This window comes from Bacillus sp. 01N45, from assembly GCF_056399205.1.
The window spans coordinates 421,764-445,784 of sequence record NZ_JBFTQW010000002.1 but is presented as its reverse complement, the minus strand read 5'-3'; the positions used below and the strand labels follow the sequence as shown (position 1 = coordinate 445,784).

At 31.6% G+C, this 24,021-nt stretch carries 22 protein-coding genes, 4 pseudogenes and 1 riboswitch; of the genes and pseudogenes, 21 read left to right on the top strand and 5 right to left on the bottom strand.

What is annotated here, in order from left to right; translation table 11 throughout:
- Positions 1-8: 8 nt before the first annotated feature.
- Positions 9-581 (bottom strand): DJ-1/PfpI family protein, encoded by a 573-nt coding sequence (locus tag AC1DMU_RS06500; RefSeq protein WP_088063608.1) that lies wholly within the window; start codon positions 579-581, stop codon positions 9-11.
- Between the two features lie 260 nt (positions 582-841).
- Between AC1DMU_RS06500 and AC1DMU_RS06495 the strand changes: the two genes are divergently transcribed.
- Positions 842-2,059 carry a methyltransferase domain-containing protein gene (locus AC1DMU_RS06495; protein ID WP_088063927.1) on the top strand — a complete coding sequence of 406 codons (1,218 nt, stop codon included), beginning with the start codon at positions 842-844 and terminating at the stop codon, positions 2,057-2,059.
- Positions 2,060-2,152: 93 nt separating this feature from the next.
- Here the strand turns inward: AC1DMU_RS06495 and AC1DMU_RS06490 are convergent, their stop codons facing one another.
- Entirely contained in the window at positions 2,153-3,337 is a 1,185-nt protein-coding gene (locus AC1DMU_RS06490) for an MFS transporter (RefSeq protein ID WP_088063928.1), read from the bottom strand.
- Between the two features lie 58 nt (positions 3,338-3,395).
- A riboswitch (purine riboswitch) is annotated at positions 3,396-3,495 on the bottom strand.
- Positions 3,496-3,991: 496 nt separating this feature from the next.
- Here AC1DMU_RS06490 and AC1DMU_RS06485 point away from each other — a divergent pair.
- Both AC1DMU_RS06485 and AC1DMU_RS06480 read left to right on the top strand, forming a co-directional pair.
- Positions 3,992-5,287, top strand: a complete 1,296-nt coding sequence (locus AC1DMU_RS06485; protein WP_088063609.1) for an MFS transporter — start codon at positions 3,992-3,994, stop codon at positions 5,285-5,287.
- 69 nt (positions 5,288-5,356) lie between these two features.
- Positions 5,357-5,512 (top strand): annotated as a pseudogene (locus AC1DMU_RS06480) (methyltransferase family protein); the annotation flags it as partial.
- A 49-nt stretch (positions 5,513-5,561) separates the two neighbouring features.
- Here AC1DMU_RS06480 and AC1DMU_RS06475 read toward each other — a convergent pair.
- Positions 5,562-6,275: a hypothetical protein gene (locus AC1DMU_RS06475; RefSeq protein WP_097890153.1), complete on the bottom strand. Its 714-nt coding sequence runs from the start codon at positions 6,273-6,275 to the stop codon at positions 5,562-5,564.
- 495 nt (positions 6,276-6,770) lie between these two features.
- Between AC1DMU_RS06475 and AC1DMU_RS06470 the strand changes: the two genes are divergently transcribed.
- Together AC1DMU_RS06470 and AC1DMU_RS06465 are read left to right on the top strand one after the other, a co-directional pair.
- Complete coding sequence (locus AC1DMU_RS06470) at positions 6,771-7,571, top strand: GNAT family N-acetyltransferase (protein WP_088063611.1); 801 nt, start codon at positions 6,771-6,773, stop codon at positions 7,569-7,571.
- Between the two features lie 45 nt (positions 7,572-7,616).
- Positions 7,617-8,495 carry a glycerophosphodiester phosphodiesterase gene (locus AC1DMU_RS06465; protein ID WP_088063612.1) on the top strand — a complete coding sequence of 293 codons (879 nt, stop codon included), beginning with the start codon at positions 7,617-7,619 and terminating at the stop codon, positions 8,493-8,495.
- Positions 8,496-8,751: 256 nt separating this feature from the next.
- Here the strand turns inward: AC1DMU_RS06465 and AC1DMU_RS06460 are convergent, their stop codons facing one another.
- On the bottom strand, positions 8,752-9,213 hold the full coding sequence (locus tag AC1DMU_RS06460) for a hypothetical protein (protein ID WP_000021531.1): 462 nt from the start codon (positions 9,211-9,213) through the stop codon (positions 8,752-8,754).
- 175 nt (positions 9,214-9,388) lie between these two features.
- Between AC1DMU_RS06460 and AC1DMU_RS06455 the strand changes: the two genes are divergently transcribed.
- Positions 9,389-9,919 carry a DUF4269 domain-containing protein gene (locus AC1DMU_RS06455; RefSeq protein ID WP_060486812.1) on the top strand — a complete coding sequence of 177 codons (531 nt, stop codon included), beginning with the start codon at positions 9,389-9,391 and terminating at the stop codon, positions 9,917-9,919.
- A 45-nt stretch (positions 9,920-9,964) separates the two neighbouring features.
- Here AC1DMU_RS06455 and pdxR read toward each other — a convergent pair whose 3' ends face one another.
- Positions 9,965-11,398, bottom strand: a complete 1,434-nt coding sequence (pdxR, locus tag AC1DMU_RS06450) for a MocR-like pyridoxine biosynthesis transcription factor PdxR (RefSeq protein ID WP_088063614.1) — start codon at positions 11,396-11,398, stop codon at positions 9,965-9,967.
- A 148-nt stretch (positions 11,399-11,546) separates the two neighbouring features.
- On the opposite strand from pdxR, the gene AC1DMU_RS06445 reads away from it, so the two are divergent.
- The 15 genes and pseudogenes from AC1DMU_RS06445 to AC1DMU_RS06375 all read left to right on the top strand — a co-directional run bounded on the left by AC1DMU_RS06445 (position 11,547) and on the right by AC1DMU_RS06375 (position 23,998).
- Positions 11,547-12,461 carry a DMT family transporter gene (locus AC1DMU_RS06445; protein ID WP_088063615.1) on the top strand — a complete coding sequence of 305 codons (915 nt, stop codon included), beginning with the start codon at positions 11,547-11,549 and terminating at the stop codon, positions 12,459-12,461.
- 122 nt (positions 12,462-12,583) lie between these two features.
- Positions 12,584-13,945 carry a family 8 glycosyl hydrolase gene (locus tag AC1DMU_RS06440; RefSeq protein ID WP_088063616.1) on the top strand — a complete coding sequence of 454 codons (1,362 nt, stop codon included), beginning with the start codon at positions 12,584-12,586 and terminating at the stop codon, positions 13,943-13,945.
- A 193-nt stretch (positions 13,946-14,138) separates the two neighbouring features.
- Positions 14,139-14,597 (top strand): GNAT family N-acetyltransferase, encoded by a 459-nt coding sequence (locus AC1DMU_RS06435; RefSeq protein WP_088063617.1) that lies wholly within the window; start codon positions 14,139-14,141, stop codon positions 14,595-14,597.
- Positions 14,598-14,657: 60 nt separating this feature from the next.
- Positions 14,658-15,104 (top strand): annotated as a pseudogene (locus AC1DMU_RS06430) (NUDIX domain-containing protein).
- A 198-nt stretch (positions 15,105-15,302) separates the two neighbouring features.
- Complete coding sequence (locus tag AC1DMU_RS06425; protein WP_060486806.1) at positions 15,303-15,566, top strand: heterocycloanthracin/sonorensin family bacteriocin; 264 nt, start codon at positions 15,303-15,305, stop codon at positions 15,564-15,566.
- Positions 15,567-15,668: 102 nt separating this feature from the next.
- Positions 15,669-16,685, top strand: a complete 1,017-nt coding sequence (locus AC1DMU_RS06420; RefSeq protein WP_088063618.1) for a serine hydrolase domain-containing protein — start codon at positions 15,669-15,671, stop codon at positions 16,683-16,685.
- A gap of 31 nt (positions 16,686-16,716) precedes the next feature.
- Positions 16,717-16,860, top strand: coding sequence for a hypothetical protein (locus tag AC1DMU_RS06415; protein ID WP_087984441.1), 144 nt, complete (start codon positions 16,717-16,719; stop codon positions 16,858-16,860).
- A 284-nt stretch (positions 16,861-17,144) separates the two neighbouring features.
- A complete protein-coding gene (locus AC1DMU_RS06410) occupies positions 17,145-18,353 on the top strand; it encodes an L-lactate MFS transporter (RefSeq protein WP_088063619.1) in 1,209 nt (402 codons plus the stop codon).
- A 235-nt stretch (positions 18,354-18,588) separates the two neighbouring features.
- Positions 18,589-19,214 (top strand): annotated as a pseudogene (locus AC1DMU_RS06405) (cadmium resistance transporter).
- 179 nt (positions 19,215-19,393) lie between these two features.
- A complete protein-coding gene (locus AC1DMU_RS06400; RefSeq protein WP_088063620.1) occupies positions 19,394-19,810 on the top strand; it encodes a GNAT family N-acetyltransferase in 417 nt (138 codons plus the stop codon).
- Positions 19,811-20,026: 216 nt separating this feature from the next.
- Positions 20,027-20,542, top strand: coding sequence for a DinB family protein (locus tag AC1DMU_RS06395; protein ID WP_088063621.1), 516 nt, complete (start codon positions 20,027-20,029; stop codon positions 20,540-20,542).
- Between the two features lie 281 nt (positions 20,543-20,823).
- Positions 20,824-21,267, top strand: coding sequence for an NUDIX hydrolase (locus AC1DMU_RS06390; protein ID WP_088063622.1), 444 nt, complete (start codon positions 20,824-20,826; stop codon positions 21,265-21,267).
- 30 nt (positions 21,268-21,297) lie between these two features.
- Positions 21,298-22,428, top strand: coding sequence for a DNA polymerase III subunit beta (gene dnaN / locus AC1DMU_RS06385; RefSeq protein WP_088063623.1), 1,131 nt, complete (start codon positions 21,298-21,300; stop codon positions 22,426-22,428).
- A 22-nt stretch (positions 22,429-22,450) separates the two neighbouring features.
- Positions 22,451-22,962 (top strand): annotated as a pseudogene (locus tag AC1DMU_RS06380) (NUDIX hydrolase).
- A gap of 97 nt (positions 22,963-23,059) precedes the next feature.
- Entirely contained in the window at positions 23,060-23,998 is a 939-nt protein-coding gene (locus AC1DMU_RS06375) for a hypothetical protein (RefSeq protein WP_088063624.1), read from the top strand.
- Positions 23,999-24,021 lie beyond the last annotated feature (23 nt).

Here is a 24,021-nt window from a genome sequence, read left to right as displayed (position 1 = left end):
ATTTGAAATTAAAAATATAAACCTTTGCCTACTGGCTGAACAGTTTCTAGAACAGTATCGACCATTTCTTCATTGATTAGGGTTCTTATAATCCATGCTGAGAGATCTTGAGCAGCAAAACAGCCTGCAGCAGTCGAGATATTTCCTTCGTTTACGAAACTTTGTTCAATAACGTCTACATCAAATTCTTTAAGCTGTTCTACTACGGACGGATATGTAGTGGCTTTCTTACCTGTTAGTAATTTTTTAGCTCCTAGTAGTAATGAACCAGAACACATAGATCCTATTAATTGTCTTTGAGGATCTACATGAATGCTATTAAGATACTCTTGATTTGTATATAAATTTTGTACACCCTTACCACTTGCAAATATTACAGCGTCAGCAGACGGAATATCAGATATGCTTCCTGTCATGGGAATACGTAAGCCAGACATGGATATATGAGTTTTTCCCGTTCCTAATAGTTGAACGTCCCAATCAGAAATACCGCCAACTAAACGTACACGATTTAATAAATCCCATGGTAGAAAAACATCTATATCAGTAAAGTTATCAAAACAGACTATTGCAATTTTCATTTTCTAATCCCTCATTCCGTATGTATGTCCCCTAATTTAGAATATAAACTGCTCCTTTTTATGTTCTATATTAAGTTATAAATTCCTGTATATTCTATGCGATGGAAATTTAATTAAATAAAAGGATTATACACCTATAAAATATGTGGCATTCAAATATCCCATACATAACGTAAATAATGTTGTTTCGAAAGTTTAAAGGGTTTTTAAATATAAAAATAGAAATCTATATAAAAAAATATATAAATGGTAGTGATGCTATGAAAATAGGTAAATTTGGAGAATTAAATAACATAAGTATTGATACAATTAGACATTATATGGACCTGGGTCTCATTATTCCTGAAAAAAGGGGAGGGCATTATTTTTTTGATGAGTATTGTCAAATAGATTTAGAACTTATATTACATTACAAAGATCTAGGATTTAGCTTGAATGAAATTAAAGAACTATTTTTTTATAAAAATTTAGCGAAATCTATGAATTACGAAAATGATACTTTTTACCAATCTTTATTTAAATTGAAATATGACAAGATGGAACAGGAAATAGAGCTTTTGGGGAAGAGGCGGGATAAATTAAAGGAAGTGTTACAAGATTTATTATTAACAAATGAAACTTCAAATTCAATTATAGGGATAGATTTAAGCGTACTTCATTTACTTACATGTTCTAAGTGTAGCGAAAAACTAATTCTTCAAAATGGAATTATTACTAACAATCAAATTACTGAGGGGAAGCTAATTTGTAATTGTGGTGAAGAATATATTATTACTTCAGGAATTATAACTGCGGGTAAATTGTTTAAAGTAAATGAGCAAACGTCACTTGAAGATACTATTTCGGATTATATTCATGAAACTGATAATGCGTATTTGGAAAATATGCATAGGGAAGGGGAATGGGCGAAAAAGAAACTAGTACATTTAAATTTAAATAACAAATTAATACTGGATTTAGGATCGGGACTTGGATTCTTTTTGAGAAACATTTATGAAGAACTGCCCGAAAATTGCCTATACATTGCAGTGGATCGAGATTTAAATAAACTTTTATTTTTAAAAGATGTATTAGCGAGAAGAAATCCGAAAAGAAACATTCTCTTTATCTGTGCTGATTTTTTGAATATCCCTATTCAGAATCAGTCAGTTGATGTAGTAATTGATCATTCTGGTACGAGCAATTATAGTTTTGAGCATGAGGATTTTTTACTTCACGAATTAAATCCACTTTTTAAAACGGATTGTTATTTAGTAAGTTTATTTATTTTATTTAAAAATTTCAGCTCAAATAGCCAAATTACAAATAACTTTCGAGAAAATTTTACACTTTCAAAAGTAACGAAAGAAATCCAAAATCTACACTTTCAATCCATTGATGAAAGTACTTCAAATTATTTGACACGAGGAGGAAAGTACGAGGATTTCTTTGTTCAAGGAGAAGAAATTTATACATATTCATTTTTCGGAAAAAGATAAGGGCAATCCCGTCAAAAAAAGTCCGGTTTTATAACTGGACTTTTTTTGATGATTTATATTTATACTCTTTGCGATTAAAAGACAAAGAGGATGTTAATCTACATGTTTAGCACTCACATGACACTCTCTTATCGGTGTATGTCTAGTAAGAGAAAAGATAGCCAAAACTAAAGACAATAGAACTAGAGATCCACCAACCCAGGCCATGTAGGCAACATTCTCTACTTGTTTTAAAGCTATACCTCCAACTGCGGAACCGAGTGAGATTCCTATTTGTAGAGCTGAATTATTAAAACTTTGTTGTATATCTGACGTATCTGGGGCGGTTTGGATTAAATAACTTTGTTGAGGTGGTGCAAGTCCCCAACTTAATGCAGCCCAAACTATCATAACAGGAATAAATAGACCAATAGAAACTGTCGTGAACGGTAATATAAATAAGATTAGAGCAAATAAAGTAATAACTATCACAATACTTTTTGGAGCCCCTATTTTATCTGATAATATACCGCCGAACGCTCCGCCACTTACTGCAGCTATACCAAATACTAAATAAAATATGCTTATCCAATAAGGGCTTAGGTGAAACTTTTCTTCTAAGAAAGGAGTAAAATAAGCATATAAAGTATAGTGTCCTGCTAACATAAACATGGTAGCTAGATGAGCAGCACCTAGTTTTGGACTACACACGGCCTTTAATTGGATAGATAAAGGAGTTCGGTTTTCCTCACCAGGTATTTTCTCTAAAAATACTGAAATTAAGATAATAGATCCCAATGATAAAATAGCTATACAAAGAAAAATAACTCTCCAGCCAAATGTGTTTGAAATTAATATGCCTAGTGGTACTCCTAAAACAAGTGAAGAGCTAATACCCATATAAATTAATCCTAATGCTTTTGCTCGGTAAGAGGGATTTACAATCTTTGCTGCAATTGTAAGGGAAAGTACGACAACTAATGCTGTACTCATAGCAGTTAAAATTCTTGCTATCATCATAAAAGTAAAGTTTGGACTAAAATAAGTAAGTATATTACCAATTAGAAACATATAAAGTGAAATAATATACAATTTTTTTCTTTCCACTTTACTTGTAAAAATTAATAATACAGGACCTGCTATTGCATAAGTAAAGGCGAAGATTGTAATTAATTGACCAGCGGAACTTAATGAAACATTAAAATCTTTAGCGATGTCTGGCAATATTCCTCCAACAATAAGCTCTACAAGCCCTACTGCTATTGTTGCTAAAGCTAATATAAATACTTTGAAATTCATTTTTTGTATTCCCTTCTCGTCATTATTTACCTTAAAACAAAAAAACTCCTGACCACAAACGCTAAAAGACGCGTTTTGTAGTCAGGAGTTATTGGTTCCTGGTAGAGACCCCCAAGCCATATTCTTGGAGTTATACATGATTCTCATATGTAATTAGTCAATGTAATAGAAGATACCATATTACTTTTTACATTTCAATAAAAAAATTTCGTATTTGTACATGTGTACCTATATGAAAGAGATAAAATGGGCTTTCTGAAACTCTAATAATTTTACCTTTCGATGGAAGCGCGTCTAAATGATTCAACTATTGCTAACTTTCACTAATGAAGATTATATAAATAACAAACGTAAGTATTAAACGGCTATATAAAGTAAAAAAGCGACATCCTTTCTGTAGAATTAATTATAGAAAAGGGTGGCGTTTTTTATATGTATATTTTTGTATCTAATCAATTACAACTATTTGCTTAAGCAATTCTAAACTATTTATCTTCAAATCATTGACGGTAGATGAGATTAGTTTAATGGGCATGGGGTTAACCCCATCTTTTTTTATTTCTTTGTATTAATTTTTAAACACAATGTATTGATATTGGGTTAACCCAATAACTTACACTTAATGTAATACAAAGAAAAGTGGGGGGAATTGTTATGGGAAGTTTACGATTACATATAGAAAATAAAAAAAGAAACCAGGAACTAAGAAATATTTGTTTATATTCAATCGCAAAAACAGTATCAATATTCGGTACCGCTATGTATAGTTTCGCATTAGGATTATATGTTTTACAAATAACTGGATCTGCGTTAAATTTCGCGATTACGCTCATATTAGGAACGATTCCAATGATTGTTTTGAATCCCTTTGCTGGTGTAATTGCTGATAAGGTTGATAAAAAGAAACTAGTTATTTGTATGGATTTACTAAGTGGATACTTATTAATAGCTGTTTATATATTAAGCAGCTATTATGGATTAAACTTATTCATCATTTATACTACAACCTTTCTTATGACAGTGTTTACAACCTTTTTTGGAATAGGATTAGAGGCTGCAAAACCAAATATCGTCTCTAAAGAGAAGCTTATGAGTATTAATTCTATAAGTAAAATTATCGATTCTGTATCTTTAATTCTCGGCCCTATGTTAGGTGGCATCGTTTTTTCAGTATTTAATATTAAGACCTTTATAATTATAAACGGTATTTCTTTTATTCTTTCAGGGATAGCATTACTATTTATTCATTTTAGACTGTTCGAGTACAACATAAATGAGGGAAATTCAAAAAGAGGAGTTAATTTTATTAAAGATATAAAAGAGGGGTTTTCTTACTTACTTGAAAAGGAAAGCTTAAAGAATACGTTTCATATTTTAATTTCGTTTAATTTCTTCTTAGGCTTTGCTGTAACTGTTCCATTGCCATACATTATTAACACAGTACTCAATCTTGGTTCTAAGCAATTTGGTATCATTCAAGGGACTTTTCCAGTAGGGATGATAATTGGTGCAATTGTAGTAAAAAAGATAACTGATCGTTTTTCTTACTCTTATCTTTTGAAAAAACTAAGTTCTATGTTGTCAGTTTTTATGATTATTTTAGGAATTCCAGTTTTATTCAAAAGTTTTGAAGTGAATGATTTAGTATTCGTTATTACGTATTGTGTTGTTATGATCTTTTTAGGATTTATTATAGCGTTAATTGATATTCCTTTAATTTATTTCATGCAAAATGAGATTCCCGATGAATACAGGGGAAGGGTTCTCAGCATTGGATTAAGTATAGGTAAAATGATGCTCCCTATAGCAATGGCACTATCCGGTCTATTATTAAATTATATCCCAGCGTACACCATTCCAATTGTAGGGGGATTCTTATATTTCATAGTAATTAAAGTTTCATCAAATCGTTTCATATTAGAGGTTCATTCGAAAGATTATAGTGCTTAGTAGATTCTTAGATTATTTATAGAATGGATACTGCTACCTCTTTCAAGCTAAGAAAAGCAAATACTATAAAACGAAATTTATAGTTTGTTAATTCTTATAGGCCTATTCTTTGTATTTGTTTTTGACTATATTCCGCAATCTGATGATTACTTACAGAATAAGTACGGTGAACAATTTACAGTGTATAAACAGAAAACAAAAAAACTAATACCGTTTATTTGGTAAATCAGTTTCATAAATTATAAAAAGCGCAGGATCATCATCCTGCGCTTTTCTATCGTAATTCAGCTGTTTTTCTAATAACAATCTTATCAATATCATCTTCTTCATCACCATTAAATAACCCGCGTTCTTTTAAATACGCCTCAAAATATAAATCTGCTTCTGCACGTTCATCATACGGTTTTACAGATAGAACGAAACCTAATTTGTTTTGTTCCTCTAAATGAGAAGTGGAGATGTAGGCCGGTACATTGTGGCGTAAAAAGAGTTCTTTAACCGGAATAATCATATCTTTCATTAATTTCGTTAACATACCCATTTCAAACTCGAAATTAAAGCGATCTATGCTACATAAATCAGCGAATACTACACCGATAAAACCTGTATTAAATACTTCTTGATATTCTACTTCTTCATCATTACTGTAAAAATTCTTTTCGATTAAATAATTTACAAAATAAGCAACGCCGTCACTTTGTTCAAATGGTTTCGTTGAAAGAACGAAGCCGATTTTCTTTTGTTTATGTAAATACACACATGACATGTATGCTGAAATATTATGTTCTTTAAATAAAGAACTTGTTGCCCCAGAGAGGCCATCAAGTACGTGATGAACAATTTGAAGTTTTTTACGAGCGAAATAATAGGATTTCTTTTGTAACTCCAATGTATCAATAAAGACAGAGCCGATAAAGCCTGTATTTGAAATGATAGGTGTTTGCTTTTTTCTTCCTCTGCGCTTTGCTTGAGCCATTGTAAAAATCATCCCTTCATGTACAATTAAAATAAAAAGAACGTTTGTTCGTATATTTTTATTTTACTATTAAAACGCTATAAAGTAAAGGGTTTTTGACGAAAAAAACAACAAAAAGACACCTGTAAAAGGTGCCTTAAACGCTGTAGGGAAGAGGGTTCATCCCAACTATTTATATTATGATACAGAAACGATCTCTTCTGCATCTTCTACATCTAAATGACAGTCCATAGTACGAACATCTTGATCTTCATGACTTCCGAAATAAATAGTAATTTTCATATGTATCGCTCCTTTATTCTAGGAATACCTAAAATAATTACTAGTAATGTTACTATTTATTATATACCACTTTTTTCATTCCGACAACGTTATATCATTTTTAATTCTTTTAGGGCAAAAAGAGTAATGTATAGAGATATTTTTATAGAAATAGATACATTTCTTATGTGTTATATTTAATACTGAAGAATTCGAAAACGAATTTTTATGAAAGGAGCAAAATGAATGAATTATAAACAGTTACTAATAGATAACTTCACATATAAAACCTCATATATTGCGCGGCAGTTACATGGAATGAATGTAAAAGAAACGAAGGATTACATTGCTGTCGACTGTGGTTTACCGGCAGATACATTTAATATCATTACTATACTAAACAATAATTTAACGGAAGGTATTGAGAAACTATATAAAGTGGTAAACAACTATAATCAAAAGAAATTTCCAATGAGTGTTTGGTTTTGGGATGATAGGCATGAGCAGACTATAAAAAGCGAATTAATAAGGCTTGGCTTAAAAGAAACAGAACAAAATATCGCGATGATAGCAGACTTAAAAACAATTCATCCAACAATAAACATGCCAGAAGGTTTTACGATACAAAAAGCATCTTCGTCAGGACAAATTAAAAATTTTGGGGAAACGTTAGCTAATCTATTTGGTACTTCAGAGGAAGGTACACATGTACAAGCATTCTACAATGAAACTGCTTCTTTCGATTTATGGAATAGTGAGAATATGAAACTATATTTAGGGATTTTTAAAAATGAAGTCGTATCTGTTGGTTCGTTAGTATGTACAAAAGATAGTATTGGTATTTATGATATAGCAACGAAAGAAGAAATGAGAGGGCAAGGATTTGGCTCTACTATGTTTAATTACTTGCTACAAGAAGCAAAGGAATTAAACGTTTCTCAATGCGTATTACAAGCTTCACCTGATGGGATTAATATTTATAAAAAGGCTGGTTTTCAATCTGTTGGACAAATGACTGTATTTGAAAATAGACGTTTAATTGAATAAATTATTCAATCTAAATTGCTTTCATGTAGGAGTTAATACATCATTATGAAAAAAATATATATCGTTACAATCATTTTCACCTTTATAGTAATAGTCACTTTTGCTTTTCATAAAGTAAATGAACTTAAGTACACAAAAGCTATTAATCAATCAAATCATATAAAAAACATTGCACATAGAGGAGCTTCTGCGTATGCGCTGGAACATACAATACAAGCTTATAAACTAGGACAACAATTAAAAGGAGATTATATAGAAATTGATCTTCAAATGACAAAAGATGGACATTTAGTAGCTATGCATGATGAAACAGTAAACCGCACTACAAATGGTAAGGGGCTAGTTAAGGAACATACATTAGAAGAAATAAAGCAACTAAATGTAGGTTCTTTTTTCAATGAAAAGCATCCAGCTTTAGCAAAGAAAGAATTTGAGGATGCTACAGTTCCAACACTAGAGGAAATTATTGAAACGTTCAGGAATAGTACTAATTATTACATTGAAACAAAATCGCCAGATGAATATCCCGGTATGGAAGAAAAGTTATTAGAAATTATACAGTACTACGAAATAAGTGATAAAGTTATTATTCAATCATTTAGTAAAGTAAGTTTGCAAAAAATTCATAGTTTAGATGTTCATATACCTCTAGTACAATTACTACCTTACAAAAAGGCAGTTCAATTAACTGAATTAGAGATAAAAAAGTACAAAACATACTGTATCGGTATTGGGATGAACTATAAATATATTGATTCAGCTTATGTAAAGAGAATAAAGAAACACGGATTAGAAGTTCATCCATTTACTGTAGATAATGAAAAAGATATGAAAAAGTTACTTCTATGGGGAGTTGACGGGATGTTTACGAATTACCCGGATCGTTTACATTCGTTATTACAATCTTCAATTATAATGGTGTAATTATCACTGAATCAATACAACAAGTACCCACAAGTATACAAAGATAGTTTGTGGTCCAAATGGTAACATTATTGAATACATAGAGCCGATATTGAAATGAAATCCGAAAAAGAATCCAATATTTTTATTGGATTCTTTTTATTTAGCTCCAAGTGACGAACTTAAAGCAATTTGAATTTGAATTTGTTAATAAAATATTACATTGAGTATGATTTTTTGTAATTATCATTAGAAAGTAACGAAATTGTAATGAATTTTAACTACGCTTTTTATATTTTTTTGATACACTGACTACGAGAGGAATACCGATTAATGTAGGTAAAAACCAAAACCATATAGGCGGTAATAAATTAATTATGGGAATATGAATACCGACGTTTACTAAAAGTGCGGTAACGGCACCAATATAAGAACCTAACATACCTCTAATATGGTGATGGAGCCAATTTTTCCAACGTTTTTTTCGTGCGAGGTATCCATATATCGCAAATGAATAAGAGAAAATTGCTACATAAAATAAATATGCGATTTTATCCCAGCTTATAATGGATAATATAATTGCAGTAAGGGTGATGACAACATAGGATGCATGATATATTTCACCCCATTCCGTATGTTTTCCTTTCTTCTTTTGAGCAACCATCGCTACAATACCGGTGATTAAGCATATTGTTCCAAATAATATGTGGATGGTTAAAAGAATGTGAAAAATGCTCATAATAATTCCTCCTTTTTTATTTTTATAGTATTGCAGTATAGGAGGAAAGTTGAAACGCATTGTTTATTCACCTTAATATTTTGAAATAAATGTACTCCTAGCACAAATATAAACAGACAAATTTTTCTTGAACTTAGCGGAGACACGTATTACGTGAAAAGAAGGAGAGACTTCCATGTTTACATCTATTACATATTTACAATCTGGGAATGAGAAGCAACAAAAAGTGTATGATGTTTTGAATAAACTTAACATTATGGAGGATTTAATTTTGTATAGTCCGGTTCTTTGCGGGACAATTCCTATTAGAATTGATACTCTTCAATCTGACTTAGATATAGTAATGGAAGTACATAACTTTGATGTTTTTGAACAGGAAATGAGATCTTTATACGGTTCTTATAAAGGATTCAAAATAAAAAAGAAAAAAATTAAAACTACAGAATCGATAAAGGTAAATTTTGAATTTGAAGGTTTTAAATTTGAATTATTTGCTCAGCCTAAGCCAGTACGTAACCAAAATGCATATAGACATATGATAGTAGAGCACATGCTATTAATACAGCATCCCCATATAAGGGAAGAAATTCTTCGCTTAAAAGAGAACGGTTTAAAAACAGAACCTGCTTTTGCTCAAGTATTAAATATTGACGGAGATCCTTATGACGAACTTATTTTATTGGGACAGGAAATGAGATTGTGGTAAATACGATACACAAAAACTCCTCTATAGTTAAAAGAGGAGTTTTTGTTATGCCATGAGCTTACGGATTAATTCACTCAACAATTTAATTCCGCTAGTTATTTGCTCTGGAGAAACATATCCATATGATAAACGAATGTACCGATCTGATTCTTCTTCATATATACGTCCTGGGTTTAAAAGAATTCCTTTTGATAGCGCCTCTGAAAATAATTTCTTCATCGGAATGTTAGGTACAATCTTTAGCCATATAAATAATCCACCACTAGGAATATCCCACGATGCAACATCTGCGCAGTATTTATTTAAAGCTCGTATCATGAATTGTCTTCGTTCTTTTAATTGAATTCTTACGTTTGCAACATGTTCTTCATAAAAACCTTTATTTATCCATTCAGCAGCAACTCTTTGAGATAAAGAGCTCGATCCATAGTCTGTTTGCATTTTTATATCTGACAATCTATCAATAACTGGTTCGGGTCCAATGATCCATCCAATTCTAAGTCCTGGGCTAAGTGTTTTAGAAAGACTACCAACATATAATACATGTCCATGTTTATCTATCGACTTTAAAGGAGGTGGAGATGGTTCATCAATCCATAACTCTCGGTAAATATCATCTTCAATTATAGGTAACTGTTCCTTTTCACATATTTTTATTATTTCTTTTCTTCGTTCTTGAGACATTAATGCCCCTGTTGGGTTTTGAAAACTTGGGATAGAATATAAAATGTTTTTCTTTTGACTGTATTTAATACGTTTTAATAATTCGTTAGGTAAAATACCGTGATTATCCATACATATACCAGATAGATTTATATTTGCTGATTGAAATACATGAAGTGAATATAAGTAAGAAGGTTGTTCAAGTAAAACGGTTGATTCTCTATGCAAAAGACCAATTGATATTAATTGGAGTGCTTGTAATGCACCAGAGACGATTAATATAGAACTGGCTGAAGTATGTATTCCGAATGATTTTACGTATGTACTAATTGCTTCACGTAACGGCAAAAAACCTTTTTGTTCTTCGTATCCAAAATAATCTATTTCGTCACTTACGCTTTTCATAATGGACTGCATAGTTTCTAGCGGGAAAATTTGAGGCGCAAGTTCACCTTTACTAAGATGGATAAGTTCTTTATTTGCTTCTGCTTCATTGATTTCTCGTACCATTAACTTGCTAGGTTTGTGAATACCAGCTTTTACATAGTCACTCCAATCAGGCGGGGGATTCGTCGCTAATAATGACCATGTATTATTTGTTACAATTGTTCCTGCTCCAATTTTCCCTTGAATCAATCCATCTGCCATAAGTTCATCTAGCGCAGTTATTACAGTACTTCGATTTACATGAAATAATTTGGCTAACTGCCGTTGACTAGGAATCTTACTTCCAATAGGCCATTCTCCATTTTCAATTTTTTCTTTCATAAAGTTTACTATCTGCCGATACTTAGGCAGTTTTTTATTAGTTGTCATAAAAAAACTCCCTCGTTCACTTTATAAATGCCAAGTGGTTGGTTTTTACGATAAATAACTGGTTGAAGACATTGTAACAACTATTAAATATGATGAAAAGAAATAATTGGTAATTATAAAGTGGTTGGTTTGAAGGGGGAGAAAAAACATGAATTATAAAAAATGGGACTTTCGGATTATTTGTGCTCATGCTTTTACGATTTTAATATGGGGGACTGCCTTTCCAGCAATTCGTATGGGGCTCGAATCTTATACACCTGAGCACCTTACTTTACTACGTTTATTAATTGCTTCATTTATTCTTCTGTTGTTTTCTTTTATATACAAGTTACGACTGCCGGACTTAAAGGATATCCCAGCAATTTTTATATTTGGTGCTTTAGGATTTACTGTTTATCACATTGCATTAAACTACGGCGAAAAAACAGTAAATGCTGGATCTGCAAGTTTAATCGTTTCAGTCACACCTATAGTAACGGCTATTTTTGCATCTGTTTTTTTGAATGAAAAAATGAAATTAAATGGTTGGATCGGTGGTGTAATTAGTTTTATAGGAATTGCTTTCATATCATTTAGTCAAGGAGATGCTATTCAATTGAATAGTGGAGGATTATTTATTTTATTAGCAGCGATTTCAGAAAGCTTATTTTTTGTTTTCCAAACTTCTTACTTGAGAAAGTATGGCTTCTTGCCATTTACTATATATACAATTTTATCTAGCACTGTATGTATGCTTATTTTCTCGCCGGGAGTGTATACAGAAATACTAGCAGCTCCTCTTGAAGTGAATATGAGTGTTATATATTTAGGTTTATTTCCAACAGTACTCCCATATATCGCATTGGCATATATCATATCCCATTCTGGTGCTGCTGAGGCAACAAGTTCTCTATATTTAACTCCAGTAACTGCATGTTTTATTGCTTGGGTATGGTTAGGTGAAGTACCGACTTTTGTTTCAATAATTGGCGGGGGAATTACTATACTTGGAGTTTTAATTACTCATATATCACTATCAAAAAAAGAAAAATATACAACTCTAGTAAATAATAAATCAATATAAACTCATTCCATAACCACTTTATTATACTTTCTTTTGTTGATAAATATAATATTTTGTATTTCAGTTAAATATTGTATGTTACATTTTATGTAGTAAGCATTTTAAAAGGGGATGACAACATAATGAATGGAAAAAGAAAAATTTTCACATGTATTTCTATTATAGGAATCGGACTAGCTAGTTTTTCTAATTCTAGTTTCGCAGCAAATGGAACGGACAATTCAGTACAAACTTCTATTCCCATAGTTAATCAACAAGTAGCTGCTGTAAAAGAAATGAAACCATTTCCCCAGCAAGTTAATTATGCAGGTGTTATAAAACCAAATCATGTTACACAGGAAAGTTTAAATGCTTCTGTAAGAAGTTACTACGATAATTGGAAAAAGAAATATTTGAAAAATGATTTATCTTCTTTACCTGGTGGTTATTACGTAAAAGGAGAGATTACGGGTGATGCTGATGGGTTTAAGCCACTTGGAACTTCAGAAGGTCAAGGGTATGGGATGATAATTACAGTATTAATGGCTGGTTATGATTCGAATGCTCAAAAAATCTATGATGGTTTATTTAAAACAGCAAGAACTTTTAAAAGCTCTCAAAATCCTAATTTAATGGGATGGGTTGTCGCAGATAGTAAAAAAGCACAAGGTCATTTTGATTCTGCTACTGATGGGGATTTAGATATTGCGTATTCTCTTCTTCTTGCTCATAAGCAGTGGGGATCAAATGGAACGGTTAATTATTTGAAAGAAGCACAAGACATGATTACAAAAGGTATTAAAGCTAGTAATGTTACAAATAATAACCGACTAAATTTGGGAGATTGGGATTCTAAAAATTCACTTGATACGAGACCATCTGATTGGATGATGTCACACCTTAGAGCATTTTATGAATTTACAGGTGATAAAACTTGGCTTACTGTTATTAATAATTTGTACGATGTTTATACGCAATTTAGTAATAAATACTCTCAAAATACAGGACTTATTTCAGATTTCGTTGTAAAAACTCCACCACAACCCGCACCTAAAGACTTCTTAGATGAGTCAGAATATACAAATGCATATTATTACAATGCTAGTCGGGTACCATTGAGAATTGTAATGGACTATGCGATGTACGGCGAGAAAAGAAGTAAAGTCGTTTCTGATAAAGTCTCTTCATGGATTCAAAATAAAACGAATGGAAATCCTTCTAAAATTGTGGATGGTTATCAATTAAACGGATCCAATATTGGTAGTTATCCAACTGCTGTATTTGTTTCACCGTTTATTGCTGCAAGTACAACGAAAAGCGATAATCAAAAGTGGGTAAATAGTGGATGGGATTGGATGAAGAATAAGAAAGAAAGCTACTTTAGTGATAGTTATAATTTATTAACCATGCTATTTATTACAGGTAATTGGTGGAAACCAATACCTGATGATAAGAAAATAGAAAACCTAATAAATGATGAAACTCAAAAAGGATACGATAAATAACAAGGTTTTCTTTTTAGTAAAAGGAATTAGCACTATGCTAGTTCCTTTTTAATATTTCGTGAAACAATACAGCTTTACACTTAAATAAAGAAAAATTTAATAAGATCATGTTGTAGGTTGTTGTCGGAAAAAGGAGAATATGTCACTCTGTTGAATATAAAAATACAACCTATTTATAAAGGAGCCTAAAATATTGAATGTCCAGTTAAAGGTTGTTACGAGAGAGAATTGGGAAGATGCCTTAAAGCTACAAGTTAAAGAAAATCAGACGAAATTTGTTCCATCTGTAGCAGTTTCACTTGCTAAAGTATATATAAAACCAGATGGAGACAATGTGGAGTACATACCATTTGCGATATACGACGGCAATCTAATGGTTGGTTTTATTATGCATGCTGTTGTAAGAGAAACAACTGATATGTATTGGATAAATGGATTTATTATCGATCAAAAGCAGCAAGGGAATGGTTATGGAAAAGCGGCATTACAAGAAAGTGTTTCTTTAATAAAAAATACATGTAAGGCGTGTAAAGAAATAAGATTAACAGTACATAAAGATAATGTCTTTGCAAAGAAACTATATGAACGTTACGGTTTTCAACCATTGGGACATGAATATGATGGTGAGCAAGTATATCGTTTGTTCGTTTAAGTATTACGAAGTAAAGATGTGAAATGAAAGATGCCATTAAATGACTGGGAGGAATAGCAATTGAAAAATAAATTTCATCATATTGTACGAGCTGTTATGTTAAAGGATAATAGATTATTATTGGCTGAATATATTGGCCATCATTATTTTTTACCAGGTGGTCATGTTGAAGTTGGCGAGTCAGCTGAGAATGCATTAATAAGAGAACTATGAGAAGAACTCGGAGTAAATTGTAGTATAAAACAATTTTTAGGCGTCATAGAAAACCAATGGCAAGACCATGAAGTTCTTCATCATGAAATCAATCATATTTTTGAAGTAGATTCGCAAGAGTTACATATTGATTTCATACCAAAATCTAAAGAATCTCATTTAGCGTTTCACTGGATAGATTATAATCAAGAGGCTTTACATACGTATAAAATTATGCCAGTACCTTCAGTTAAAGAGTTACTAGAAAGGAAATTAAGCGATGAACGACTAAACTGTTGGATTAGCAATTTTTAAACACCTCTATTAATAGTAAATACGTCCCTGAAAGGAGATTAAGAAAATAGGCTGAAAAACAAGGTACATCACCTAGTGTAAGTTCATATTTTGTTGATGTACGCATTTAGTCTATAGCCTTATTTCTACTTTGTTTGCAAAAATATATAAACTTTAACATTGGGACGGAATTTATTTTTATAAATGGAGGGTTTCGTAATGAATCAGTTTCAACAAGAACTACAATCATTAAACCTTAATGATTATCAATCTGGTAATGTTGTGTATTGGGATCAACTACAACAAAATCAATATCCATACTATTACATTCAAGACGATGCACGTCGTTGCGGCGGATGCGGAGGTTGTGGTGGTCGCTGTGGTGGATGTGGCGGCGGAAGATGTGGAGGATGTGGTGGTCGTTGTGTAGGCTGCGCTGGATGTTTCGGTTGTTTTAACTGCTGGAACTGGTGGATCATTTAAGTATAGAAAACTAACAATGGTGTACATGAAAGAAAGGTGTAAATACTATTTTATACTTTTCTTTCATGTTGTAATTTTTTATTCGTGTTAAGGGGGATTTATTTGTATACATACGATAAGTTAATTTCTTGGGTAGAAAATATAAAAGAAGAAAATCATAGTTCTGCTACAGCACTGTGTATAATAAAAGATAACAAAATCGTACTAGAGCATTATAGTGGCCATCATTCAAATACATCTATAAGTAAAAAAGTAACCGCATCTTCACAATTCAACGTTGCTTCTGCGAGAAAAAGTTATTTAGGTTTAATGGTAGCATTTGCGCTTTACGAGGGGAAAATAAACTCTATTGATGATGAAGCGATACAGTATCTTAAAGACTTTGATCCTGTATTACTTGGTAAAACAACAATAAGACATTTAGTAACCCATTCGCACGGTTTAGGAGAAACGCATGATGGGACAATTTTTCGTGAATTTGAACCTGGACAAGCATGGGCGTATAGAGATGTTAATGTCAGAATGATAACACGTCTTATTTATCAGCTATATAGCAAAAGTTTTCCTGAATTGTTAAAGGAGCGTGTATTTGATCTAGCTAACTTCAAAGAAACAGGTTGGAGAATTCAGGAAGATGAAAACTTAGTTAAAGTTGTTAATAATCCAAGTGAAGACGCGATTAGTGAAATCGGTACGGTAAATGATGGTACTGAAAAAAATCTATTTGTCTCAGCTAGAGAATTTGCTTATTGGGGCAATCTTCATTTAAATCAAGGTATGATAAACGGTAAACAAATTGTTCCAAAAGAAGTTATAAAAATTGCTACGAGTTTGCAAAGTCCAACATTTGCAAACAAAGAACTACCACAAAATGGGTTATTTTGGTTCGTTCAAAATGAACCTACGCTTTTAAGTGAACTTGGTGAACGAGTGCCGAAAGGAGCGTATCAAATATTAGGAATTACAGGACCGACTCTTTTAGTAATACCTGAATATAATGTAGTTGTTGCGAAAATGTATAATAAAAGGTATAACTACGGCGGTGATAATTATTTATATTATTTACGTGAATTTAGCAATTTAGTCGCTGATACATTTCGTAACGGTAATAGGGCATAATTACTCCTATAATGAAAAAGGAGTGAAAAAAATGAAAGATAAAATGAATAAAAATAAAAAACAAAATATAAAAGATATGAATACAGAACAAAATGCAATTTATAGCGATCCTAAAGATGCAGCTAATATGCAAACGGTACCGCAGCCGAAGGATTTTGATGAAATTGAATATTAATTTTTCGTTCATCCGACTATATGATGAATGAAAAATACATCTTAAGTCCCATCACATGATTGAAATCTTTTGGTATTCTATATACATAAGCATTTGAAAATGTCTTATCTTAACAAAGCTTTCTTTAAGTAAATCTAATATAACCTGCAGAAAGACACTTCATTATGGAGTGTCTTTTTGTGTACATGAATTCAATTTCCATTTTTCATGCAGTATCTTGCTTCTTATGATGGTTATACTAACTGTGAAAATTCATGTCATGATAAAAGAAGGGGACAGTTAGTATGAAACAAACTTCTATAAATCCGTTACTAATTGTTCTAGGTACAATCATTGTTCAAATTGGCCTTGGGACAATTTATACATGGAGTTTATTTAATCAACCCCTTGTTAGTAAGTTTGGATGGAACCTCAATTCCGTAGCGATAACTTTCTCCATAACAAGTTTTTCATTATCATTCTCAACCTTATTTGCAGGAAAGTTGCAGCAAAAATTAGGACTTCGTAAACTCATCGCTACTGCAGGGATTGTTTTGGGACTCGGTTTAATACTTAGTTCACAAGTTTCTTCCTTACCATTACTATATTTATTAGCTGGTGTCGTTGTTGGTTATGCAGATGGAACTGCTTATATTACATCACTATCTAATTTAATTAAATGGTTTCCAAATCGAAAAGGACTTATTTCTGGCATATCTGTTTCGGCATATGGAATGGGCAGCTTAATCTTTAGATATATAAACGGAAGTCTTATCGATAGTCTTGGTGTATCACAAGCATTTTTATATTGGGGTATCATCGTCTTGCTTTTAGTTTTAACCGGATCGTTCTTCTTACGTGAAGCAATCGTAAGTAACACTGTAACTGAATCATTAAACAATGACTATACGCCTCGTGAAATGATGCGAACGAAACAAGTATATCTTTTGTTTTTTATGCTATTCACATCGTGTATGGGCGGTCTATATTTAATCGGTATGGTAAAAGATATTGGGGTACAGCTCGTTGGACTTAGTGCAGCAACCGCCGCTAACGCCGTTGCAATGATTGCAATTTTTAATACGGTAGGTAGAATCGTTCTTGGAACGTTATCAGATAAAATTGGTCGAATGAAAATTGTTTCTGCAACGTTTATAATAATTGGATTGTCAGTCTTTACTTTAAGTTTCATTCCTCTAAATTACGGTATTTATTTCGCTTGTGTAGCAAGTGTTGCCTTTTGCTTTGGTGGTAATATCACAATCTTCCCAGCCATTGTTGGAGATTTCTTCGGATTAAAAAACCATAGTACAAATTACGGGATTGTATATCAAGGTTTCGGGTTTGGTGCACTTGCAGGAGCGTTCATTGGAGCGTTACTGGGTGGATTTCAACCGACCTTTATTATAATTGGTGTTTTAAGCGTTATTTCCTTCATTATTTCGATATTTATTCGTCCACCAAAAGCAGAAAACAAAAAAGAAACACGACATTTATATCGGAAAGTAGCTTAATTATAAAAAGAGTCCTTGTATAGGGCTCTTTTTATATTACAAAATAAGTGAAAATGATTTGAAAGGTAATAAAGTAATTTATTTCTTTAGCAACTAAGTAGCAGATTAGTAAAATATTCATATTGTTTTATAAAGGCACTGAAATCATGTTATAAACCTACATTAACCACCTTTGTTATTAGATATGCAATTCATTTGTACACCATTATTTTATTATAAAGGTAGTTGGCTTATATTGGTTACAACTATAATTTCTTCTTTTATCGCATTCACTTTAACAAATATTGATGACATTTTTATACTTCTTGTTTTATTTTCGCAAGTAAGGACAGGAGTAATTAAGAAAGAAGGTAGTACTGTCCGAGGGAAAACTAAAATGAAAGAACTTTATATTGTTATTGGACAATATTTTGGGTTTAGTTTAATTATTTTTCTAAGTATCATCGGTTCTTTAAGCTCTTTTTTCATTCCTGTTTCGTGGATCGGATTATTAGGATTCGTACCAATTTATATTGGAGTGAAAGGACTATTGTCACTTCGTTCTTATAAAAGTAACGAAGTCATTGCTAACGCTTCTAGTTCAATATTTAAAGTAGCTTCAATTACATTAGCTAATGGAGCTGATAATATTTCGATTTATATACCAATGTTTGCTAGTCAAAATCTTAATGCCAATATTGTTACATTAGTAATCTTTTATTGCATGATAGCAATATGGTGTTTTATTAGCTACAAATTGATAAGAGCTCCTATTTTAGCTAAAGTACTTGAGAGAAATTGTCATATTATCGTTCCAGTGTTCTAATTGGTTTAGGAATGTTCATTCTTATCCGCAGTAATACAATTGAATTATTGTACTAATATGTTGAAACTTAGATTAAAAAGAATCAGACGCCATAAAAAGCCGTACTACAGATAAAATGTAGTACGGCTTTTCTTTATTTTAGTGAAATGAAACAGTGCTCTACGACTATTAAGTTAGACAGGATATTACGATTATTAAATTGAATAGATACTTTAAAAGGAGTGTGCTACTTAAAATGAAAATAGTAAAACAATGGGTCCAAGAAGATAGTGATTACATAAGAGAAAAAGTAATTGAATATAACCAAAAACATATTTCGGATGAAGAGAAAAAGCCTTCAGAAAAAATTAGTTTTATAGTGAGAAATGAAAAGGAAGAAATTGTAGGCGGAATAACTGCAATTACATTTTGGCACCACGTACATGTCGATTCCCTTTGGGTTTCTGAAGAGTATAGACACGAAGGCTACGGAAGCCAATTAATAAAGCTTATTGAAGAATTTGCAATTGAACAAGAGTGTAGGCTAATCAATTTAGATACTTTTAGCTTTCAGGCACCTGCGTTTTATAAAAAGCATGGATATAAAGTGATTGGAGTAAGTGAAGATCATCCGAAAGGACATAATCATTACTATTTAGAAAAACGTTTATAAAGTGTATATTGAATTAACATTAGTATTTTGAATACAAATTTATCCTTTTGGATTATGCATTTAAAGGAGAATCTTGAGTGAATTCATATTTAGAGGCACTTCTAAAGCAAAAAAAGATCGAAGTGGAATATTAGTTACGGGAAACTAATTATTTATAGCGAATATACCTAAAATAGGCATCTAAATATATGCATTCAGATGAAGGGGGGAAATGTTATGAATTCATTTGTAAATGATAGGTTTGATGAAACGAGAAAACATCTATTCGAGGAAATTATGATATTGGATGATGCTCAATTCAATAGTAAGCCAGACAAGAATAAATGGAGTATAGCACAAGTATGTCATCACTTAGTTTTATTGGATAAAGTGGTCATAAAGGTTATTTCATCTGGCTTAAAAAAGATTGATAGTACCCTAAAAGAGCGTCGAGAAATCCGCTCTATATTACAAGATAGATCGCTAAAATTTATAGCTCCAGGAATGATTGAACCAAGTTTAGAACCATTTGAAGTGCAGAAAATAATCGATATGTTAAACGAATCGAGAAAAGAATTAATGCGTTTCCTAAGTACAATAGAAGATGAATCTATATTAACGATTAAATCAGTGATGCATCCAGCTCTTGGAGAATTACATCTTGATCAGTGGATAGAACTGATCTATTTGCATGAACAGCGTCATATAGAACAAATCAAAGAGATAAAACTACTTTGTGAAATTGGGAAGTAAAAAATCTTTGGCTATTAACAAAAAATACGGGTTTCATATGTATACTTTTAAAATTGATCTAAAGAAACGTTAATTTGGAATCCGTTTGTTATATAAGTTTAACCTCGTCTCAAAATAGGAGCGGGGTTTTTACTAATTTAGGAGTTATTCTGGCATTTTCATTTAGTATTAATTTAATCAATTTTTATTCTAATACTTCGTGAACTTACTATTAAAACAAGTTAATGATAGAATGATAAATAGACAGAAAATTCCTTTTAGTAAAAACAGAGGAGGTACGTATGAAAAAAGTAAATGTTACATATGCACTTTTATACGATAAAACAAATGAAAAGATCTTAATGGTAAAAAATAAAGGAAAGAACGGTTCTTATTACACGCTACCAGGTGGCGCAGTTAAATTGGGAGAAACGTTAGAAGAGGCAGTAACTCGGGAAGTGAAAGAAGAAACCGGGCTACATATAACTGTAAACGGTATTTGTTACATTAGCGAAGCTTTTTTCGAAGAGAGAGGACACCATGCAATTTTCTTTAATTTTTTAGGTGAAATAATTGACGGGCAGGCAAATATAACAAGGCCAAAAGAAATTGAAGAGATTACTTGGATGGAATTACATGAAGCAGCACCGCATTTACGTATACCAGAACACTTACTTAATATATTACAAAGGAAAGAAACAGTGCCTTACTTTTTTAACGGGACAATCGTTCATCAATCTTCATAACATTATCAATTCATGTAAGGCGGGGAAAAAATGGAGTTTATCGTTAATCATAAACATTTCACTCAAGCACTTTCAGAAGTAAGTAAAGCTATATCTACCAAAGCTATAATCCCTATATTATCTGGCATAAAAATAACTGTAGATCAATCGGGAATTACTTTAATCGCAAGTGATTCAAATATTTTCATCGAAAAATTCATCCCTAGTTCCACTGAAGGCGACCAAATTACAACTATAGTAAAAGCAGGAACTATTGTAGTACCTGCAAAATATTTCATTGAAATTATAAAAAAAATGCCAAGCGATGTATCAATAAAAAGTACGAATGAGCAAATAATTACGATACAGTCAGAAGAAATCACATTAAACTTAAATGGACTTCCAGCATATGAGTTTCCGAAAGTACCACTTATAGACGATCATGCAAAAATACAAGCAGAAACAGAACAATTGATTGAAGTATTTAAACAAACTGTCTTTGCAGTAGCTAAAAATGAATCTAGACCCGTTCTTACGGGAGTACATATCGAATTAGAACACAACAAATTAATTTGTGCTGCAACTGATTCACATAGACTTGCTATACGCGAAACGATAATTTCTACAGAGGTAAAAGCAAGTTGTATCGTACCAAGTGCAACTATTAGTGAACTGCTAAAATTAATGAATAGTAATTCAGAATTCGTATACATCTATCTTTCAGAAAGTCACATTATTTTTACATTCGGTACAACTACATTATATTCAAGATTAATTGAAGGAAAATATCCTAATATATCTAGTTTAATTCCAAATGAATTTCAAACAGTCATTAACGTAGATAGAAAAAGAATTTTACAAGGTGTAGATCGATCCAGCTTATTATCAAGTGAATGGGCAAATAACAATGTTAACTTAGAAATCATAGACGAATCCACAATTAAAATTTCTTCTAACGCTTCTCAGATTGGAAAAATATCCGAGACACAACAGATAGATGAGATTCAAGGTGAAAAACAATTAAATATATCTTTCGATGGACGATTTATGATGGATGCTTTAAAGGCGATAAAAGAAGAAACGGTTACTTTAAGTTTCAGCGGTTCTATGAGACCAATATTAATTGAAGCAGGAACACCATCTGCAGCAGTACATCTTATATCTCCAGTAAGAGCTTATTAATAACAAAGGAAGGAATCACATTATGTACAAGCACACTTTATGTTTTATAAAGAGAAATGAAGAGATACTTATGTTAAATAGAGAATATGACCCTGTAAAAGGATTATGGAACGGGGTAGGTGGAAAGGTAGAAAAGGGAGAAACACCTTTAGAAAATGCGATTCGTGAAATAAAAGAAGAGACTAATATAGAAGTTACGCATGAACAAATTCAGTTTAAAGGCATTATTAAGTGGGAGGACTCATCTTACTCTGGTGGTATGTATGTTTATTTAGTAAAGCTACATAATGAATTTACATATCACACTCCAAAAAAGTATCAGAAGGAATTTTAGATTGGAAAGAGATTTCTTGGATTCTAAGTGACTATAATTACGGCGTAGGAGAGATGATACCTAAATTTTTACCGGATTTATTCCACAATGAATTAATATTAGAGCACAATTTTGTTTTATCTAATCATAAATTAATAGATTATAGGAATGCGGAATTGATTAAGCAGGATAGTTCTATAGATAATATAGTTCAATTATAAAAAGCAGGAATTGTAATCTATAATACGCAGCACAATCATTATAACCTAAATATAAAAGCCATAGATTATTCGAAGAGTAGCTAAGGAGAAAACTTATATGAGGATGAGTGTAATGAAGAAAATAATTATTTTACTCATAGCTGTAGTTTTAATTACTTTTGCTTTTTATCAATACAACAAAAAAGATAGCGTAGCTAAAAATGATAAAGTGTATGTAGAAGACTTTAAAGGTAAAAATGATTCAAATAAAATACAATCTGCTATTAATAAAGCAGAATCAAGTACAATTAAAACAGTATTGCTTGAGGATAAGAAGTATAAAATCACGTCACCAATCGTAGTGAAAAAAGGTGTAAAATTATTATTCGGTTATGGAACACAGTTTGTTGTTGAAGGTAATTTCAGAGTTCTAGAATTAGAAAAAAACGCTTCTATCGAAGGAGCCTATATAGCTGTAAACGATCCTACATTTAATTCTGAAGTTATATATTTAGACGGCAAAAATAAGTATTATAACACTTGGCACAAAACACAAATAAAAGATATAAATATTATTAATTGGACAGAAACAAATAAAGGTACTGGAATTTCTTTGTATTCTGGTGGGAAAGAAAATGAAATTTCATTTATTAACTTTGAAAATATAAAAGTTGTAGGAATGGAAACTGGGCTGAAATTAGTAGCAAAGAAACCGCAATCTGGTTATGCTTGGATAAATGCCAACCGTTTTATAAACTTCTCACTTGAAGATTGTGTAAATATGATTTATATGGATAGTAATGTAACTACACCAAATGAAATTAGCGGTAATCAATTTACAAATCTACAATTACAGCCATCAAGTAAAACGAAAAATATATTAAGAGTAAGTGGACAACATAACGAGTTCAATGGAATGGTGTGGGATTTACAGAAAATCAATCACGAAAACGAACTTATTGAACTAACTGATAAAAGTATGAATACGGTTATTAATATTAACTCTGTACAAACAAATAGAGTTTTAGATAGCGGTAAAGCAAATATAGTGAAATAAGGTTAAATACAGAAAAAGAGCGA

What these genes read in the sequence shown, in the direction of transcription:
- AC1DMU_RS06470 (WP_088063611.1), top strand. Translation starts at nt 6,771, where the DNA reads ATGAATTATAAACAGTTACTAATAGATAACTTCACATATAAAACCTCA.
- AC1DMU_RS06415 (WP_087984441.1), top strand. Translation starts at nt 16,717, where the DNA reads ATGAAAGATAAAATGAATAAAAATAAAAAACAAAATATAAAAGATATG.
- AC1DMU_RS06440 (WP_088063616.1), top strand. Translation starts at nt 12,584, where the DNA reads ATGAATGGAAAAAGAAAAATTTTCACATGTATTTCTATTATAGGAATC.
- AC1DMU_RS06465 (WP_088063612.1), top strand. Translation starts at nt 7,617, where the DNA reads ATGAAAAAAATATATATCGTTACAATCATTTTCACCTTTATAGTAATA.
- AC1DMU_RS06475 (WP_097890153.1), bottom strand. Translation starts at nt 6,275, where the DNA reads ATGATTTTTACAATGGCTCAAGCAAAGCGCAGAGGAAGAAAAAAGCAA.
- AC1DMU_RS06485 (WP_088063609.1), top strand. Translation starts at nt 3,992, where the DNA reads ATGGGAAGTTTACGATTACATATAGAAAATAAAAAAAGAAACCAGGAA.
- AC1DMU_RS06445 (WP_088063615.1), top strand. Translation starts at nt 11,547, where the DNA reads ATGAATTATAAAAAATGGGACTTTCGGATTATTTGTGCTCATGCTTTT.
- pdxR (WP_088063614.1), bottom strand. Translation starts at nt 11,398, where the DNA reads ATGACAACTAATAAAAAACTGCCTAAGTATCGGCAGATAGTAAACTTT.
- AC1DMU_RS06495 (WP_088063927.1), top strand. Translation starts at nt 842, where the DNA reads ATGAAAATAGGTAAATTTGGAGAATTAAATAACATAAGTATTGATACA.
- AC1DMU_RS06395 (WP_088063621.1), top strand. Translation starts at nt 20,027, where the DNA reads ATGAATTCATTTGTAAATGATAGGTTTGATGAAACGAGAAAACATCTA.
- AC1DMU_RS06455 (WP_060486812.1), top strand. Translation starts at nt 9,389, where the DNA reads ATGTTTACATCTATTACATATTTACAATCTGGGAATGAGAAGCAACAA.
- AC1DMU_RS06490 (WP_088063928.1), bottom strand. Translation starts at nt 3,337, where the DNA reads ATGAATTTCAAAGTATTTATATTAGCTTTAGCAACAATAGCAGTAGGG.
- dnaN (WP_088063623.1), top strand. Translation starts at nt 21,298, where the DNA reads ATGGAGTTTATCGTTAATCATAAACATTTCACTCAAGCACTTTCAGAA.
- AC1DMU_RS06375 (WP_088063624.1), top strand. Translation starts at nt 23,060, where the DNA reads ATGAGGATGAGTGTAATGAAGAAAATAATTATTTTACTCATAGCTGTA.
- AC1DMU_RS06410 (WP_088063619.1), top strand. Translation starts at nt 17,145, where the DNA reads ATGAAACAAACTTCTATAAATCCGTTACTAATTGTTCTAGGTACAATC.
- AC1DMU_RS06425 (WP_060486806.1), top strand. Translation starts at nt 15,303, where the DNA reads ATGAATCAGTTTCAACAAGAACTACAATCATTAAACCTTAATGATTAT.
- AC1DMU_RS06460 (WP_000021531.1), bottom strand. Translation starts at nt 9,213, where the DNA reads ATGAGCATTTTTCACATTCTTTTAACCATCCACATATTATTTGGAACA.
- AC1DMU_RS06390 (WP_088063622.1), top strand. Translation starts at nt 20,824, where the DNA reads ATGAAAAAAGTAAATGTTACATATGCACTTTTATACGATAAAACAAAT.
- AC1DMU_RS06400 (WP_088063620.1), top strand. Translation starts at nt 19,394, where the DNA reads ATGAAAATAGTAAAACAATGGGTCCAAGAAGATAGTGATTACATAAGA.
- AC1DMU_RS06500 (WP_088063608.1), bottom strand. Translation starts at nt 581, where the DNA reads ATGAAAATTGCAATAGTCTGTTTTGATAACTTTACTGATATAGATGTT.